A 15738-nucleotide genomic window follows, 5' to 3' on the forward strand; every position below is an offset into this window, starting at 1 on the left:
TGCGTTGGGTGTTATCGGTTAGAAGCAAGCGGGAGGCTCACGCCGGGCGCAGCGAATCGCCCAGCGGCAGCGAGCGGATCGTCGCGCCCGTGGCGGCGGCCAGCGCATTGGCCACGGCGGGCGCAGCGGGCGGCACGCCCGGTTCGCCGATGCCGGTTGGCGCTTCCTTCGACGGCACGATATGCACCTCGACCACCGGCATGCCGCTCATGCGCAGCACCGGGTAGTCGTTGAAATTGCCCTGCCGGACGTGCCCCTTGTCGAACGTGATCGCCGTGCGCAGGAACGTCAGGCCGAAGCCGATTCCGCCCTCCACCTGGGTCGCGACGATGTCCGGATTCACCACCATGCCGCAATCGACCGCACACACCACGCGGTCCACCGTGAACGCGCCGTCGGGCTGCACGGTCACTTCCGCCACCTGCGCGACATAAGTGCCGAAAGCCAGTTGCAGCGCAATCCCGCGCCCGCGCCGCGTGCCTTGCGGCCCCGGCTTGAGCGGCGTAGACCAGCCTGACTTCTGCGCAACGAGTTCGAGCACGCCGCGATGGCGCGGCATCTTGCCGAGCAGCGCATGTCGGAATGCATAGGGATCCTTACCGGCTGCACGCGCGGCTTCATCCATCATGGTTTCGCCGACAAACGCCGAATGCGTATGCCCGACCGAGCGCATCCACTGCGTCTGGACCGGCAGTTTCGCCTTGTGCTGCGCGACGCGGAAATTGGGAATCGCATAGGGAATATCGGCGGCTCCTTCCACCAGCACCGGATCGATCGAATCGGGCTTCGGCAGTTGCATGAAGCTTTGCCCCACCACATCGTGATTCCACGACACCAGCGCGCCGGCCTTGTCCACGGCCACGCGCACCTTGTGCACCGTGAGAGGCCGGTAATAGCCCGCGCGCATATCGTCCTCGCGCATCCACACGAGTTTCACCGGCGCCGTCACGCCTTGAGCGTGCGCCGCGCGCGCCACACGCGCGGCCTCCCGCACGAAGTCCGAATGCGGATTGGCGCGACGCCCAAAACTGCCGCCCGCATAAAGCTGATGAATCGTCACCTGCTCGGGCTTCAGGCCCAGTTCCTTCGCCGCCATCGCCTGGTCGGCGGTGTGCCATTGCTCGCCGTTCCAGATCTCGCAGCGATCGCCCTGGAACTGGATCAGACAGTTCATCGGCTCCATTGGCGCGTGCGCGAGATAGGGCTGCTCGTAGACGGCCTCGATATATTTGCCGCCCTCGGGCGCTGCCGTGAGCACCTTGCCGCGCTGCTCGGCCACATTGCCGGGCTGGTCCGCGAGCGTGCGGAACTGGCTGAAGATATCCGTTGAACTGAGCGCGAACGCGTGGCTGTCGTCCCACGTAATGTTCAGTGCGTCGCGGCCCTGGCGGGCGATCCACGTGTTCTGCGCCAGCACGGCCACGCCGCCCTGCACTTCATCGTCGCCGGGAATCTGCACGACGGCGACCACACCGCGAATCGCCTTCGCCTTGCTCGCATCGATATGACGAACCTTGCCGCCCAGACGCGGCGGATGCGCGATCACGGCCACCAGCATGCCCGGCAGTTTCATGTCCTGCGTGTAGATGGCCGAGCCATTCACCTTCGCCGGAATATCGACGCGCTTCGTATCGCGCTTGCCGATCAGCTTGAAATCGGCCGGTTGCTTGACCGCGACGTTGGCGGGCACCGGCTCGCGCGCAGCGGCGGCCACGAACTGGCCGTAGCCCGCGCGGCGGCCCGAAGCCGCGTGAACGATTACGCCGTCTTCCACATGCAGCGTGGCCGGGTCCACCTTCCATTGCTTCGCGGCGGCGCTGACGAGCATCACACGCGCCGCAGCGGCGGCTTCGCGCATCTGCTTCCACGCGCCGGCCATCGCCGTGCTGCCGCCGGTGGCCTGCAACGTCCAGCCGAACGCGGCGAACATGGGGTTCGCGTACTTTTTCACGTCGGCGGGCGCGGCTTCGACGCTGACCTTGTCGAGCGGCACATCGAGTTCGTCGGCGGCCAGCGTGGCGAGGCCCGTGAAGGTGCCCTGGCCCATCTCCAGATACTCAGCGATAACCGTCACCGCTCCACTGGCGTCCACGCGGATAAACGCATTCGGCTCGAAGCTGAACTGCGTGGCGTTCTTCGCGGGATCGAGCGTGGCCGCAACCGCCAGGCCGCCGCGAAAACCCACCGCGAGCGTAAGCGCCGACATGCCAGCGAGAAATTGACGGCGCGAGATCGTCGCGCGTGCGCCATCGTCAGTGAGTTTCGGATCACGCATGCTTGAGCGCCTCCGAAGCTTCGTGGATCGCGGCGCGAATCCGCTGATAGGTCGCACAGCGGCAGATGTTGCCGCTCATGGCGTCGTCGATATCGGCATCGGTCGGATTGGGTTTGGTTTTAAGCAGCGCGACCGCCGACATCACCTGCCCAGACTGACAGTAGCCGCACTGGGGCGCCTGTTTCTCGATCCACGCGGCCTGCACCACGGCGCCGACTTTCTGCTCGTGGATCGCTTCGATGGTCGTCACGCTGCGCCCCGAGATCGCGCCAACCGGCGTCACGCAGGCGCGCGCGGGCTGGCCGTCCAGATGCACGGTGCAGGCGCCGCACAGCGCCATACCGCAGCCGAACTTGGTGCCCGTGAGGCCGAGTTCGTCGCGCAGATACCAGAGCAGCGGCATCTCGGGATCGCCATCGAATTGATGGTGCTGACCGTTAATCACTATCTCAACCATGATCGTGGACCTTTCTTGTGGGGAATGGCTGGGCCCTGCGCGCTCGCGCGGACCGGCGCTGTGTTGTTGGAGTACGTGAGTGACGTGAATGCGGATGCAGCAAACAAGGCGAGTAAAAGCAGCACGCCCGTTCGCGCACGACCTTCCGAGTCTAGTGGCAGGGAACCGAATCGGCCATGCCGAAAAATCCGTATTACCTGCCTGAAAATCTCGAATGGAGCCCGGGACGCCCTCTCGCTGCGCTAAACATGGCGCATCACATTGATGAACGTGAATGCGCATCACGCGCGAGAATCTGCTGACCTGTCTGCACTTTTTCTCATGTCATGCAAATTACGCATGACGCTATGTGTATTCAGCATTGGACGCGATCTATGCATCGCCCGAGTATCCGCGTTCGGCATTCAAGCCAGCCGGTCGCCCCTACCCAAAGGCGGCCACGCATCGCGCATACACGCACGTAAGAGGCGGCGCGAATGCCTGTAACGACGACGGGAATCGCCGCGCAACCCGCAGCGAACTCCCGCGATCTGGACATGAGGAGATGACGTGAGCAGTTCTGTAAAACGACATATTGGCCCGTTCGCACTGATGTTTACCGGCCTTGGGTCGATCATCGGCTCCGGCTGGCTGTTTGGCGCATGGAAGGCGGCCAAGATCGCCGGTCCTGCCGCGGTGTGTGCCTGGATCATCGGCGCCGTGGTGATTCTGGCGATTGCGCTCACCTATGCCGAACTCGGCGCGATGTTCCCGGAATCGGGCGGCATGGTCCGCTATGCCCGTTACTCGCATGGTGCGCTGGTCGGTTTTATCAGCGCATGGGCGAACTGGATCGCCATTGTTTCGGTGATTCCTATCGAAGCCGAAGCCTCTATCCAGTACATGAGCACCTGGCCCTATCCGTGGGCGCATGCACTGTTCGTCGATGGCTCATTGACACACTCCGGGCTGTTCCTTTCCGCGCTGCTCGTGATCGTCTATTTCATGCTGAACTACTGGGGCGTGAAAGTGTTCGCACGCGCCAATAGCGCCATCACGATCTTCAAGTTCATCATCCCGGGTCTGACGATCGCCGGCCTGATGGCAACGGGCTTCCACCACGAAAACTTCGGCGAAGCCAGCACGTTTGCGCCGTATGGCTGGTCGGCAGTGTTCACGGCGGTCGCAACCAGCGGCATCGTGTTTGCGTTCAACGGCTTCCAGAGCCCGATCAACCTCGCAGGCGAAGCGCGTAATCCGTCGAAGAGCGTGCCGTTTGCGGTGATCGGCTCGATCCTGTGTGCGCTCGTGATTTATGTGCTGCTGCAGGTGGCGTATATCGGCGCGGTCGAGCCTTCGGATGTCATGAAGGGCTGGAATACCTTCAACTTCAAGTCGCCGTTTGCGGAACTCGCGATCGCGCTGAACCTGAACTGGCTGGCGATCCTGCTGTATGTCGATGCATTCGTGAGCCCGAGCGGCACTGGCACGACCTACATGGCAACGACCTCGCGCATGATCTACGCGATGGAGCGCAACAACACGATGCCGGCGATGTTTGGCAACGTGCACCCGTTCTACGGCGTGCCGCGTCAGGCAATGTGGTTCAACCTGGCGGTGTCGTTCATCTTCATGTTCTTCTTCCGCGGCTGGAGTTCGCTGGCGGCGGTGATTTCGGTGGCAACCGTGATCTCGTACCTCACGGGCCCGATCAGCCTGATGGCCCTGAAGCGCGCTGCAACGGACATCGAGCGCCCACTGACCGTGCCGTTCATGAAGGTCATCGCACCGTTCGCCTTCGTCTGCGCATCGATGATCCTGTACTGGGCCAAATGGCCGCTGACGGGCGAAATCATTCTGCTGATGGTTGTTGCGCTGCCGGTCTATTTCTACTTTCAGGGCAAGGAAGGCTGGGCAGGCTGGGGCCGCGATCTGAAGGCCGCATGGTGGCTGTGCGCCTACCTGCCGGTGATGGCGGTGCTCTCGCTGATCGGCAGCAAGCAGTTTGGCGGCTACGATCTGATCCCTTACGGCTGGGACATGCTGGTGGTGGCGGCCTTCTCGCTGGGCTTCTACTTCTGGGGCGTGAACTCGGGCTACCGCACGCCGTATCTGGCGGAGCGCGAAAGCCACGCGGAATATGAAGCGCTGCCCACCGAAGCCAAAGTTTAAAGGCGTGCGCGGCATCGATTCATGAATCACATCGATAAGGGCATGCAGCCGCAGCACCTTAATCGGGCGCCTGCGCGGTGCTAGAGTCGAAAGCGGTAATGACGTAATCGTTGAAGTACAAAGACGGGATGGCCGGCTTCATGCCAATGGCCATCCCGTTTGCTTTACGTCTCAAACGTCTATTACGTCTACCGCACGCTCCGCACAAACACAGGATTCCGAATCATGCCGATGACCACTTTCAACGCTACGCAAGCCGTCTCGCCCGCGCTCGCCCGCTACACAACGGACACGGTGCTCGACGGTGTATGGAAGCGCGCGCCGCTTTCGCCGCGCGACCGCAGCATCGTGACGGTTTCGGCGCTCATCGCGCGTCATCACACCGCCGAACTGCCGTTTCAGGTGCGACTCGCGCTCGATCACGGCGTGACGCCCGCCGAGCTTTCGGAGATCGTCACGCACCTGGCGTTTTACTCGGGCTGGGGCACCGCGACGGCGGCTACGGCTATCGTCGGCGAGGCATTCGAGGAACGCGGCATTGGCGCGGATCAATTGCCGCACGCCGACGTGGATGCGCTGCCGCTCAACGAAGCGGCAGAAGCTCAGCGCGTCAAACTGGTCGAGGAGAATTTCGGCGCGACCGCGCCGGGCGTGCTCCACTACACCACCGAAGCGCTGTTCCGCGATCTCTGGCTGCGCCCGGATCTCGCGCCGCGCGATCGCAGCCTCGTCACGGTGAGTGCGTTGGTCGCCAATGGCCAGAGCGCACAGATTCCGTATCACCTCAATCGTGCGATGGACAACGGCTTGACCCAGGAAGAAGCCGCCGAAGCGCTCACGCAGCTCGCGTTCTACGCAGGCTGGCCGATGGCGTTTTCGGCGATGCCGGTATTCAAGGAGGTGTTCAGCAAGCGCGTCGGCTAACGCGACGCGCGAGGCGAACGTTATGCCTGGGCTTCCTGCAGCACAGGCAGCAGCTTTTCGAAGTGATAGCCAGGCGGATGCACATCGCCGAAGTCGTGCGCCGAAAGCAGCGTGTATCCGCTTGTGGTGTACAAGCCCACCGCTTCGGGCTGGCGCGGCCCGGTGCCCAGAAACACCCGCGTATAACCCTGGCGCGCCGCCTGCGCTTCCAGTTCCACCAGCACGCGGCGCGCGAGCCCCTGGCGGCGCTCATGACGGCTGGCCCAGATGCGTTTGAATTCCGCCGTGCCAGCCTCCTTATGCGGCATGAACGCCCCGCCCGCTATCGCCACGCCATCGCGCAGCAACAGCACGAAGGCCCCGCGCGGCGGCAGGAAATCCTCATCGGGATAGCGCGTCATTTCGCGTTCGAGATCTTCCGCGGCAATCACATCCGCATAGCGGCTGCGATACTCCTCGGCAAGCTCGGCGAACAAGGGCTGCGCACGCGGGTCTCGCACCGGGACGTAGACAAACGCCTCGTGCGCCATCAATGCACCTTCGGAAAGCCGTGGCGTTCAGCCAGCAAGGCGAGAATGCGCTTCGGGTCGGTAACGAAGCGTTTGTCGCCCAGCGCCAGCGCGTCGTCGGGCAGCGGATGTTCGTCGCCCAGCACGAGCGCGGGCAAACCTTGATGCGCTTCATCCAGCGCCGCAATCACATCGGGACGCGGACGTGCGAATCCAACACGCTTCACTTCGAGCCTCGCCGCACGCGCGGGATCGCTCGCCAGCAAGCCTTCGATGGAAAGTCCGTGCGGGCAGACGAACTGTTCGCCCGGGTGCTTCGGATCGGTGAAAGCGGGTTCCAGCAACAGCAACAAGTCCTGGCTCATGTCGAGCAACTCCTTTTTTTGTCAGGATAACGATTTATTTCTGGCTAACTCATCAGGCCGCAATCTGCGCGGGCGGATTCGTTTGTACCGACGGATGCCACTGCAATGCAGGCGCAATCCGCGTGACGAAGTCCTCAAGAATCTGCCGATAGTTCTCGAACGGCAGATCGTAGGGCAACTCCAGCCGCAGTTCGCGCACCTGCGCAAGCACCGGATCAGCCTGCAATTGCGCGATGATTTCCTCTGACGTACCGACGATATCCGGCACGAAAACCGTGCGCCGCTCGCCGCGCGGCGCGAGCGTGCGCTCGTGGCGGCCCGCCGCGAACGCGCGATAGCGCTCGCGCGTGTCGGCATCGGCGCTGTCGAACGGCACGATCACACGGCCAAGCGCCACGCGCGGCGGCTGTGCGCCACTCCAATGCTGGCGATAACTCTCCAGTTGACGCAATTGGGCCTCGCGGTAATCGTCGGTGCCCTCGCCCGTCGTGATATTGCCGATTAGCAGATTGAAGCCATTACGCGCGGCCCATTCGACCGAACGCTGAGAGCCGCCGCCATACCAGAGCCGCGCGGCAAGGCCCGGCGCATGCGGCGTGATGCGCGGGCGCACGCGTCCAGCCGCCGATTCGACGAAGCTCTCCTCATCGCCCAGCCACTCGCCGCTCAGATTGCGGCGCAAGCGCTCGACGCGCGCATGAGTAAAGTCGATCTGCGCGGGATCGGTGTCGAACAGGCGTTCGCCCAGCAAGCCACCGTGCCCTGGCGCGCCCGCGCTCAGACCCACGTTGAGCCGGCCGCCCGAAAGCACATCCACGCTCGCAAGATCCTCGGCGAGTCGGAAAGGATTTTCGTAACCCATCTGGATAACCGCAGCGCCCAGGCCAATGCGCGTGGTGCGCTGGCTCGCCGCCGCAAGAAAAGTCGCCGCCGACGATACCGCGTGTTCGAGATGGCGCTGACGCACCCAGGCGCTGTCGTAACCCAGCGACTCGCCGGTCTGAAACAGTTCGAGCGCGGCTTCGATGCCCGCGCGCGGCGCATCATCGCGATAATTGGCCGGCGTGAGAAAGGCGATGTGATCGATATGAGCTGCGCACATACGTTCGTTGTTTGAAAGAGAGTGGAAGGTGTCAGGCGTCGCGCAGACCCGGCGGATTGGTTTCGGCGCGGTCGACTGCTTCGGATTCGATGGCCCATCGCGCCAGTGCCGCGCGATATTGGCCGCTCTGGATCAGCTTGTTGGTCGCCAGCGTGAGCGCGGGCGCGAGGCCGCTGTCCTTGCGCGTGGCGACGGCCACGTCCGCGTTGTACGGCCAGCCCGCGTTGACGGTGCCGACCTTGCGGATGCCGCCCTGCGTGGCGGCCTCGTAGGCGAGCGGCGCGTCGGGATTCAGTTCGGCGTCGGCACGGCCCGAGACCAGCGCAAGGCGGGAAGACGCGCTATCGTCGAAATAAAGCCATTGCGCAGCCTTCAAACCCTGCGCTACGTTGCGGCGATTCCATTCGATCAGGATGCGTTCCTGGATCGTGCCCGAGCCCGTAATGACGCGCAGGCCAGCGATGTCCTTCGGCTCACGGATCGACTGGATGCGGCTGTTCGAGCCCACGTAAAACGCGTGCAGCCCCAACCGGTAGGTCGTGAAATCGAACTTGCGCTTGCGCGCCTCGGTCACGCCGACGTTGGAAATCACTGCGTCGTATTTACCGCTCGTGAGGCCCAACGGCCAGTCGGCCCACGCAACGGGTACGAAGTTGATGCTCAGGCCTAGCGCGTCGGCCAGCAGTTGTGCGTAGTCGGGATCCGCGCCGACGATACTGCGCGCGTCCGTGGCATAAGTCGCAATCGGCGGGGCGAATGGCGCGACCGCCACGGTCAGCGTGCCAGGCGTGACGAAACGGTAACCCGCGACCGCGCGTTGCGCTTCTGCGTCGTGCTGCGCACGCGGGCGACCACGTTGCTGCGGACTGAAATCGAAATCGGCGACCGAAGCGGCTTGCGCTCGCCGCACGGGAAACACGAGCGGTGCTGCGCCCAAGGCCGCGAGTTTCAGCAGGAAATCGCGTCTTTCCGGAATATTTGCGCTCGCAACGAATTCGTCTGGCTTCATATCAGAGCACCTTGGAAAGGAATTCACGCGTGCGCGAGTGGGACGGGTTGCCGAGCACCTGGGCAGGCGGCCCCGCTTCAACCACGCGCCCGCCATCCATGAAGACGATGGTGTCCGCCACTTCACGCGCGAAGCCGATTTCATGCGTAACGATCACCAGCGTCGTGCCCGATCGCGCCAACTGGCGAATCACATCGAGCACCTCATTGACGAGTTCCGGGTCGAGTGCCGAAGTCGGTTCGTCGAACAGCAGCACCTTGGGCTTGAGCGCAAGCGCACGCGCGATCGCCACGCGCTGCTGCTGGCCACCGGAAAGCTGGCGCGGCCACGCATCGGCCTTGCCCGCGAGACCCACACGGGCGAGCAGCGCACGCGCTTCGGCCTGCGCCTGGGCACGCGGTACACCAGCGGCAATCGGCGCTTCGGTGATATTGTCGAGCACGCTCAGATGCGGGAACAGGTTGAAGTTCTGGAACACCATGCCCACTTCGGCACGATGACGCAGAATGTCTTTTTCCTTCAGTTCATACAGCGTACGGCCTTCGCGGCGATAGCCAACGAGTTCGCCATCGATATCGATAAAGCCGTCGTCGACGCTTTCGAGGTGATTGATCGAGCGCAGCAGGGTCGATTTGCCCGAGCCGGATTGGCCGAGAATCACCGTCACGCTGCCAGACGGCACCGTGAGCGAAACATTGTCGAGCACCTTGAGCGTTCCGAAGCTCTTCGAAACATTATGGATACCTACACGACCGCCGTTGCGACGCTGGGCCCAGCCCGCGTCGCCGATCGGCGCGGCCTGCTCTGCCGATGTGTTCTTCGAGCGCTGGAACGGTTTGAGCAACAACGACACCAGCACCGGGCGCTGCGGCTGCGAGCGCGTTGCGCCGCGCGCATAGTGGCGCTCGATATGCACCTGAATCGCGGAAAGCACCGTGAGAATCACCAGATACCAGATGGTCGCCACCATCAGCAGCGGAATCACTTCCAGATTGCGGTGATAAACGATCTGCACGGTATAAAACAGGTCCGGCATGGCGAGGATGTAGACCACCGACGTGCCCTTCGCCAGCCCGATCACATCGTTGAAGGCCGTCGGCAACACCGCGCGCATCGCTTGCGGCAAGACGATGCGCCAGGCCTGACGGGCATGCGGAAGGCCTAACGCAGCAGCGGCTTCGCGCTGGCCTTGATCGACCGAGAGAATGCCGCCGCGAAACGCCTCTGCGGCAAACGCCGCGTGATTGAGCGACAGCCCCACCACCGCCGCCAGGAACGGGCTGATGAGATCCGTGGTCGGGCCGTTATAGAACGTGAGATGCGTGAACGGCACGCCAATCCATACCGTCTCGTAGAGATAGCCCAGATTGTTCAGCAGCAGCAACAGCACAATCGGCGGAATCGAGCGGAACAGCCAGACGAACGCCCACGCGCACGCCGCCAGCAGCGGCGAACGCGAAAGCCGCGCCAGCGCAATCGGCACAGCCAGCGCAAAGCCGATCACCGCGCCCACAAGAGTCAACAGCAAGGTGCGCGACAGCCCTTCGAGGATCGGTTCCGCGAAGAACCATTGCGCAAAAACGCTCCATTCCCAGCGCGGGTTGCCTAGCACGGAATGCAGCACCAGCGCAATCAACGCGATTGCGAGCACGGTGCCCGCAGTGCGCGCGCGATGCCGCGCCGGCACGACGCGAAAATGTGCGTAATCGTTGACATCGTGCGCGGCGTTACCGCCGCGCGCGGACGAAGGGACGGCGATGTGGGTCGTGTCGCTCATGGTTCGATGTTCCTGCTCGATTCGGCGTTCATGGCGTCACTGGGCTTTGGCGAGCGCGTAACGGCTCTCGCGTCGCGGCAGTCCGAGGTGGTCGCGCAGCGTGTCGCCACTCAGGCGACGGCTGTAGCGCCCCCGTGCTTCGAGCACCGGAATGACGTGCTTGACGAAGTCGTCGAGGCCTTCGGCTTGCACCGGGAAGCCCAGAATGAAGCCGTCCGCAGCGCCCGCGTCGATCCAGCGAATCAGTTCTTCGGCGATCTGCTCGCCGGTGCCAAGGAACTGCGTCTTCGGCGTGGTCACTTCCAGCGCCACTTCGCGCAGCGTCGCGCCGTTGCGGCGTGCTTCGCTCTTGATACGGTCCGTGGTCGAGCGGAAGCTGTTGGTGCCAAGATCGCCCAGTTCGGGGAACGGCTCGTCAAGCGGATATTGCGAGAAGTCGTGATGTTCGAAGAAGCGGCCCAGATAGGCGAGCGCGTCTTCGATGCTGATGAGGTCGCGAATCGCGCGATACTTTTCTTCGGCCTCTTCCTTCGTGGTGCCGACGATTGGCCCAATGCCGGGGAAGATCTTCACGTCAGAAGCCGCGCGGCCATGCGCGACGGCGCTCGCGCGCACGCGCTCGGCGAACTCGCGGGTTTCTTCCAGTGAGGGCGAATGCGTGAACACGGCATCGGCGTATTTGCCGGCCAGGTCGATGCCCGAATCGGACGAGCCTGCCTGGAAAATCACCGGCTGACCTTGCGGGGAGCGCTGGATATTGAGCGGCCCCGCCACTTCGAAGAAGCGGCCCTTGTGATCGAGCGTATGCAGTTTGTCGCGCTCGAAAAAGCGGCCGCTCTCGCGGTCGCGCACGAAGGCGTCGTCGTCCCAGCTATCCCAGAGGCCTTGCACGACGTCCAGATATTCGTCGGCGATTTCGTAGCGCAATTCGTGATCCGGATGCTCGCCGCCATAGTTTTTCGCCGATCCTTCGAGCGGCGATGTCACCACATTCCAGCCCGCGCGCCCGCCGCTAATCAGGTCGAGCGACGCGAACTGGCGCGCCACCGTGAAAGGATGGCTGTACGAAGTGGACAGCGTACCGGCGAGGCCGATCTTGGTCGTCGCCGTGGCCAGCGCCGAGAGCACCGAAATCGGCTCGAAGCGGTTGAGGAAGTGCGGGATCGACTTGTCGTTGATATAGAGACCGTCCGCGACGAACGCGAAGGCCACGCCATTGGCTTCCGCCTTCTGCGCGATGCCGGTGACGAAATCGATATTGACGCTCGCATCGGCCGGGCCGCCCGGATGCTTCCACGCGTTCATGTGGCCGCCCGCGCCATGCAGCATGATGCCGAAGGTGAGATTACGTTTTGCCTGGTCAGTCATTTCGGATTCCTTCAATAGTGGGGATGCGGGTGGTCAGACACGGGCGTCCTGTTTGAGCGGTGCGAGACGCTCGACCGAATCGAGGCGCAGCGCGTAATCCGCAACTGGCGTATCGATCACAAACTCTTCCACGCCAAAGCGCGTGTGCAAGGCGTCGAGTTCCGCACGTACGTCGTCGGCCGTCCCTGCGATCACATGGGGATGCAATTCGTCGAGCCGATATTCGGAAACACCGGTCTGGCGCGCGAATTCCGCCGCGGCCTCGGGGCTGGGCAGATTGACGCTCTGCCCCGTGGCGAGTTGCAGCTTGAAGATGCGCAGCGCCCCAACCTGGGCGCGTGCTGCTTCGCGTGTGGCGGCGGCGAACGCGAATAGCGCAAGCAACGGTGCGCGGCCCGTGAGTTCGCGGTAGGCGTCAATCGAGCGCGCAATATTGGCTTCGTCGCCGTTGAAATGGCCGGCGTAGCAGAAGTCCCAGCCGTGCTTTGCGGCAAGGCGCGCGCTATCCGGGCTGCCGCCCAGCAGCACGCGCTGCGGTGCTTCGGGCGGCACTGGCAGCGCCACGGCACCGGCCAGCGCGTGATCTTCGGGGACTCCCCATTTGAGGAAGGCGTCCAGTTCTGCGAGTTGCCCCGCAAAATCAGGCTTTTTCGCCTTGTCATGGAACCATTGCAGTGCGCGCGTGGTGAGCGGCAGGCCGCCCGGCGCCTTGCCCACGCCCAGATCCACGCGGCCAGGCGCGAGCGATGCGAGCACGCGGAACGATTCGGCTACCTTGAACGGGCTGTAATGCTGCAGCATTACGCCGCCGGAACCCACGCGAATACGCGAAGTATGCGCAAGCAGATGCGAGACCACGATTTCAGGCGCGGAACTCGCGAGACCCGGCGCGCCATGATGCTCGGCGATCCAGAAACGCTGGTAACCAAGGGCTTCCGCGCGTTGCGCCAGGCGAATCGTGAAGCGCAGTGCATCATGTGCGCTCGCGCCTTCGGCGATTGGGCTTTTGTCGAGAATGGAAAGAGACCAGACCATATCACTCCTTCCCCATGCGCTCATTGCGCACAGGTCGAACGGTTTTAAGCGGTGACGAGTGGGTGTATTGGCAGACCGCTCGATACGCTCCAGACATTATGTCGACGCAATGCGCCGGAGCGTACGAGCAATTTCTGCTATGCATATCTGTGCGGGCGCACGAATGTTTAGAGCCGGTTTTGAATCGAATTAAAACTGATAACGCGCGCGCAGATAATAAAAACCGCCGTTCACCCCGATATTCGAAGCGTAGCCGTCGTACTGCACGCCTTCGAGCTGATTCACGTAAGGAATCTTCGACGGATAGACGTCGAACAGATTGTTCGCGCCCACCGCGATCTGGAATTTCTTCGTGACGTCGTAGCGCACTTCCACATCGGTGACGTAACGCGCGGCGTTTTCGACGTGCTGGAACTGCGTGGTCGAAAATGCATTCGGCCCGACGATATAGGTCAGTTCGCTGGAGGTGGAGCCGTAGCGCGTTTCATGCAGGCTCACCGCCCACTTGTCGCGGTGCCAGGTGCCGCCGATGATGATCTTGTTCTTCGGCGTCGAGGTGGTCAGCCAGCCGATCTGTTGCGCATTGAGCGCCGCTGTTCCATTGGCGTTTTTCGCCACATCGCGCACGGAAGTCGTGTTCAGGTTCACGCCCAGATCCCAGTCCACCTGCCCGAAGCTGCCGAAGCCCGTGTGATACGTGCCGGTCAGATCGATGCCGCGCGTGCGCGTGCTTGCGCCGTTGGTGAAATAGCTGGCCGACACCGCCGAAAGCGGCACCGAACTGGGCACCGACAATCCCGCCGCCTCGATCGCAGCCAGCGCATCCGCGCCTGCTGCCGTACCGCCCATCACGATGCGATTGCGGATATCGATCTGGTACGCATCGAGCGTGAGGTGCAGGTTATCGGCCGGCTGCAGCACGAAGCCAACGTTATAGTTGGTCGACTCCTCCGGCTTGAGCGATTGCGCGCCAATCAGCCGCGCCGCCGCCGAATTCGCGGCCAGCAAACCTTGCGCTGAAGCAGGCGACACGTTCACATTCGTGTAGTACTCCTCGGCGAGCGACGGCGCGCGGAAACCCGTGCTTACGCTGCCGCGAATGGCGAAGCGAGGCGTGAAGTCGTAACGCGTCGAGATCTTGCCGTTGGTGGTGTCGCCCACGTCGTTGTAGTGTTCGTAACGGCCAGAAAGATCGATCTGCCACTTCTGCGTAATCTTCGTCGCCAGATCGATATAGGTGCCGAAGACATTGCGCGAGTTGTCGCTCGCGCTCACGGGCGCGAGGCCCGGGAGCGCCTGCGCGCCGCCATCGAGGTACGAATACAGATCGCCCGCGCCAACGGTATAGGTTTCGCGTCGCTCCTCCACGCCGAACGACACGTGCAGCGGTCCGGCCAGCAGCGGCAGATTGAAGGCGCGCGAGAAGTCCAGGTTGTTAGTGAGCTGGGTATTGCTCACGGTCGCCAGGTGGAACGTCGTGGGCGTGAAGCCTTGCGCCGCGTACAGGCCGGTGTTGGCGGAATCGACCATGCCCATGTTGTCATGGTCGCCGCCGTAGGTCGTGCTCAAGTCCCACGACCAGCCGAACAGATTGTCGCCCTTGATGCCCGCCGTGATCGAGTAGTCGTTCTCGTTGACGGTTTCCTGCGGCGTGAAGCCGTTCGGATAGATCGACGGCAGCACTGAAGGCGGACGATAGTTCTGGTACGCGCTCGCATTGCGGTGCGCATAGGTGCCGAAGCCATACAACTCGACGTTATCGCCCAGGTAATAGCCCGCGTTGAAACCCACCGATTCGCGCGTGGCAGACGGATCGCCGAGCATGCGGTTGTAATAGCCCTGCCCTTGCGGGAAGCTGCCGAAATAATCGTCGGGGCCGGTGCGCACAGTATGGTTCTGGCGTGCGTATTCCGCGCTCAGATCGAGAAAGCCTTTATCGCCCAGATTGAAGCCGATATTCGCCGATTCCGCGTTTTTCAGGCCATCGCCCGCGTAAGTCTGGCCCGTCGTCGACGTCACTTCGCCGCCGTGCGAGGCGCGCTTGAGAATGATGTTGATGACGCCTGCGATGGCGTCGGAGCCATATTGCGCCGCGGCGCCGTCACGCAGGATTTCGATGTGATCGATCAGCGCGATGGGAATCGTGTCCACATCGACACCCGTCGCGCCCTGGTTCAACCCGCCGTCGAGCGAGATATTCGCCGTGGTGTGGCGACGCTTGCCGTTCACGAGCACCAGCACGTGATCGGGGCTCAAGCCGTGCAGCGAAAGCGTGTTGGTGAGCATGGCCGCGTCGCCCGCGTAGGTCTCGTGACCGATCGAAGGCGAAAGTTGCACGAGCGCGTCGCGCAGATTGGTTTGGCCAGTCGAGCGCAACTGTTGACCGCTGATGACATCGACAGGCGTCAGGCTCTTGCTCGCCTTCGTTTCCGTCCGACTGCCAGTGACCACGACGGTGTCTTGCTGCACGGTGTTGTTGGCGGCACTGCTGCTTGCACCGACCGCCGGGGCCGCCGCTTCCTGAGCCCAGACCGCGCCGTTGCAGGCCAGCGCCAGCACCGCAGCGGAAAGCGTCGTACGACGCAGGCGTGGCGCATGTCGCGCGCTTAGTGCTGTTCTCGCCGACCCAAAACCCGAAGCATGAATATTGTTTTTCGTTTTCATTCGAACAACTTATTAATTTGATGACTACTTTTTTCTTACGCGCCAACATCCCCGCTACTCGCGACTTCTAGCGAAATCCGGGAACGTCGGCGCCCGTTCCCG

The 15738-nt window shown here is 62.9% G+C and carries 12 protein-coding genes; 2 read left to right on the plus strand and 10 right to left on the minus strand.

Annotated features, from left to right (window positions below):
• Positions 1–37: 37 nt before the first annotated feature.
• Positions 38–2275 (minus strand): xanthine dehydrogenase family protein molybdopterin-binding subunit, encoded by a 2238-nt coding sequence (locus F3J17_RS25295; RefSeq protein ID WP_167065506.1) that lies wholly within the window; start codon positions 2273–2275, stop codon positions 38–40.
• Positions 2268–2732, minus strand: coding sequence for a (2Fe-2S)-binding protein (locus F3J17_RS25300; protein WP_167065507.1), 465 nt, complete (start codon positions 2730–2732; stop codon positions 2268–2270). The genes F3J17_RS25295 and F3J17_RS25300 overlap by 8 nt, the downstream gene beginning before the upstream one ends.
• A gap of 549 nt (positions 2733–3281) precedes the next feature.
• On the opposite strand from F3J17_RS25300, the gene F3J17_RS25305 reads away from it, so the two are divergent.
• Both F3J17_RS25305 and F3J17_RS25310 read left to right on the plus strand, forming a co-directional pair.
• Positions 3282–4883, plus strand: a complete 1602-nt coding sequence (locus F3J17_RS25305) for an APC family permease (protein WP_167065509.1) — start codon at positions 3282–3284, stop codon at positions 4881–4883.
• A 225-nt stretch (positions 4884–5108) separates the two neighbouring features.
• Positions 5109–5807 carry a carboxymuconolactone decarboxylase family protein gene (locus tag F3J17_RS25310; protein WP_167065511.1) on the plus strand — a complete coding sequence of 233 codons (699 nt, stop codon included), beginning with the start codon at positions 5109–5111 and terminating at the stop codon, positions 5805–5807.
• A gap of 20 nt (positions 5808–5827) precedes the next feature.
• Here the strand turns inward: F3J17_RS25310 and F3J17_RS25315 are convergent, their stop codons facing one another.
• The 8 genes from F3J17_RS25315 to F3J17_RS25350 all read right to left on the minus strand — a co-directional run bounded on the left by F3J17_RS25315 (position 5828) and on the right by F3J17_RS25350 (position 15636).
• The gene (locus F3J17_RS25315) at positions 5828–6337 is read right to left on the minus strand and encodes a GNAT family N-acetyltransferase (protein ID WP_205194950.1); all 510 of its coding nucleotides are present in this window, start codon (positions 6335–6337) and stop codon (positions 5828–5830) included.
• Positions 6337–6681, minus strand: coding sequence for a DUF3088 domain-containing protein (locus tag F3J17_RS25320; RefSeq protein ID WP_167065515.1), 345 nt, complete (start codon positions 6679–6681; stop codon positions 6337–6339). The genes F3J17_RS25315 and F3J17_RS25320 overlap by 1 nt, the downstream gene beginning before the upstream one ends.
• Before the next feature lie 52 nt (positions 6682–6733).
• Complete coding sequence (locus F3J17_RS25325; protein WP_167065517.1) at positions 6734–7783, minus strand: LLM class flavin-dependent oxidoreductase; 1050 nt, start codon at positions 7781–7783, stop codon at positions 6734–6736.
• Positions 7784–7814: 31 nt separating this feature from the next.
• Positions 7815–8759, minus strand: coding sequence for an ABC transporter substrate-binding protein (locus F3J17_RS25330; protein WP_345891250.1), 945 nt, complete (start codon positions 8757–8759; stop codon positions 7815–7817).
• Between the two features lie 34 nt (positions 8760–8793).
• Complete coding sequence (locus F3J17_RS25335) at positions 8794–10569, minus strand: amino acid ABC transporter permease/ATP-binding protein (RefSeq protein ID WP_167065523.1); 1776 nt, start codon at positions 10567–10569, stop codon at positions 8794–8796.
• Positions 10570–10605: 36 nt separating this feature from the next.
• Positions 10606–11937 carry an LLM class flavin-dependent oxidoreductase gene (locus F3J17_RS25340; RefSeq protein WP_167065526.1) on the minus strand — a complete coding sequence of 444 codons (1332 nt, stop codon included), beginning with the start codon at positions 11935–11937 and terminating at the stop codon, positions 10606–10608.
• Positions 11938–11970: 33 nt separating this feature from the next.
• Complete coding sequence (locus F3J17_RS25345; RefSeq protein ID WP_167065529.1) at positions 11971–12972, minus strand: LLM class flavin-dependent oxidoreductase; 1002 nt, start codon at positions 12970–12972, stop codon at positions 11971–11973.
• Positions 12973–13161: 189 nt separating this feature from the next.
• Positions 13162–15636, minus strand: a complete 2475-nt coding sequence (locus tag F3J17_RS25350; protein WP_167065532.1) for a TonB-dependent receptor — start codon at positions 15634–15636, stop codon at positions 13162–13164.
• Between the last annotated feature and the right edge of the window lie 102 nt (positions 15637–15738).

This window comes from Burkholderia sp. Ax-1719, assembly GCF_011753055.1.
Taxonomy (GTDB): Bacteria; Pseudomonadota; Gammaproteobacteria; order Burkholderiales; family Burkholderiaceae; genus Paraburkholderia.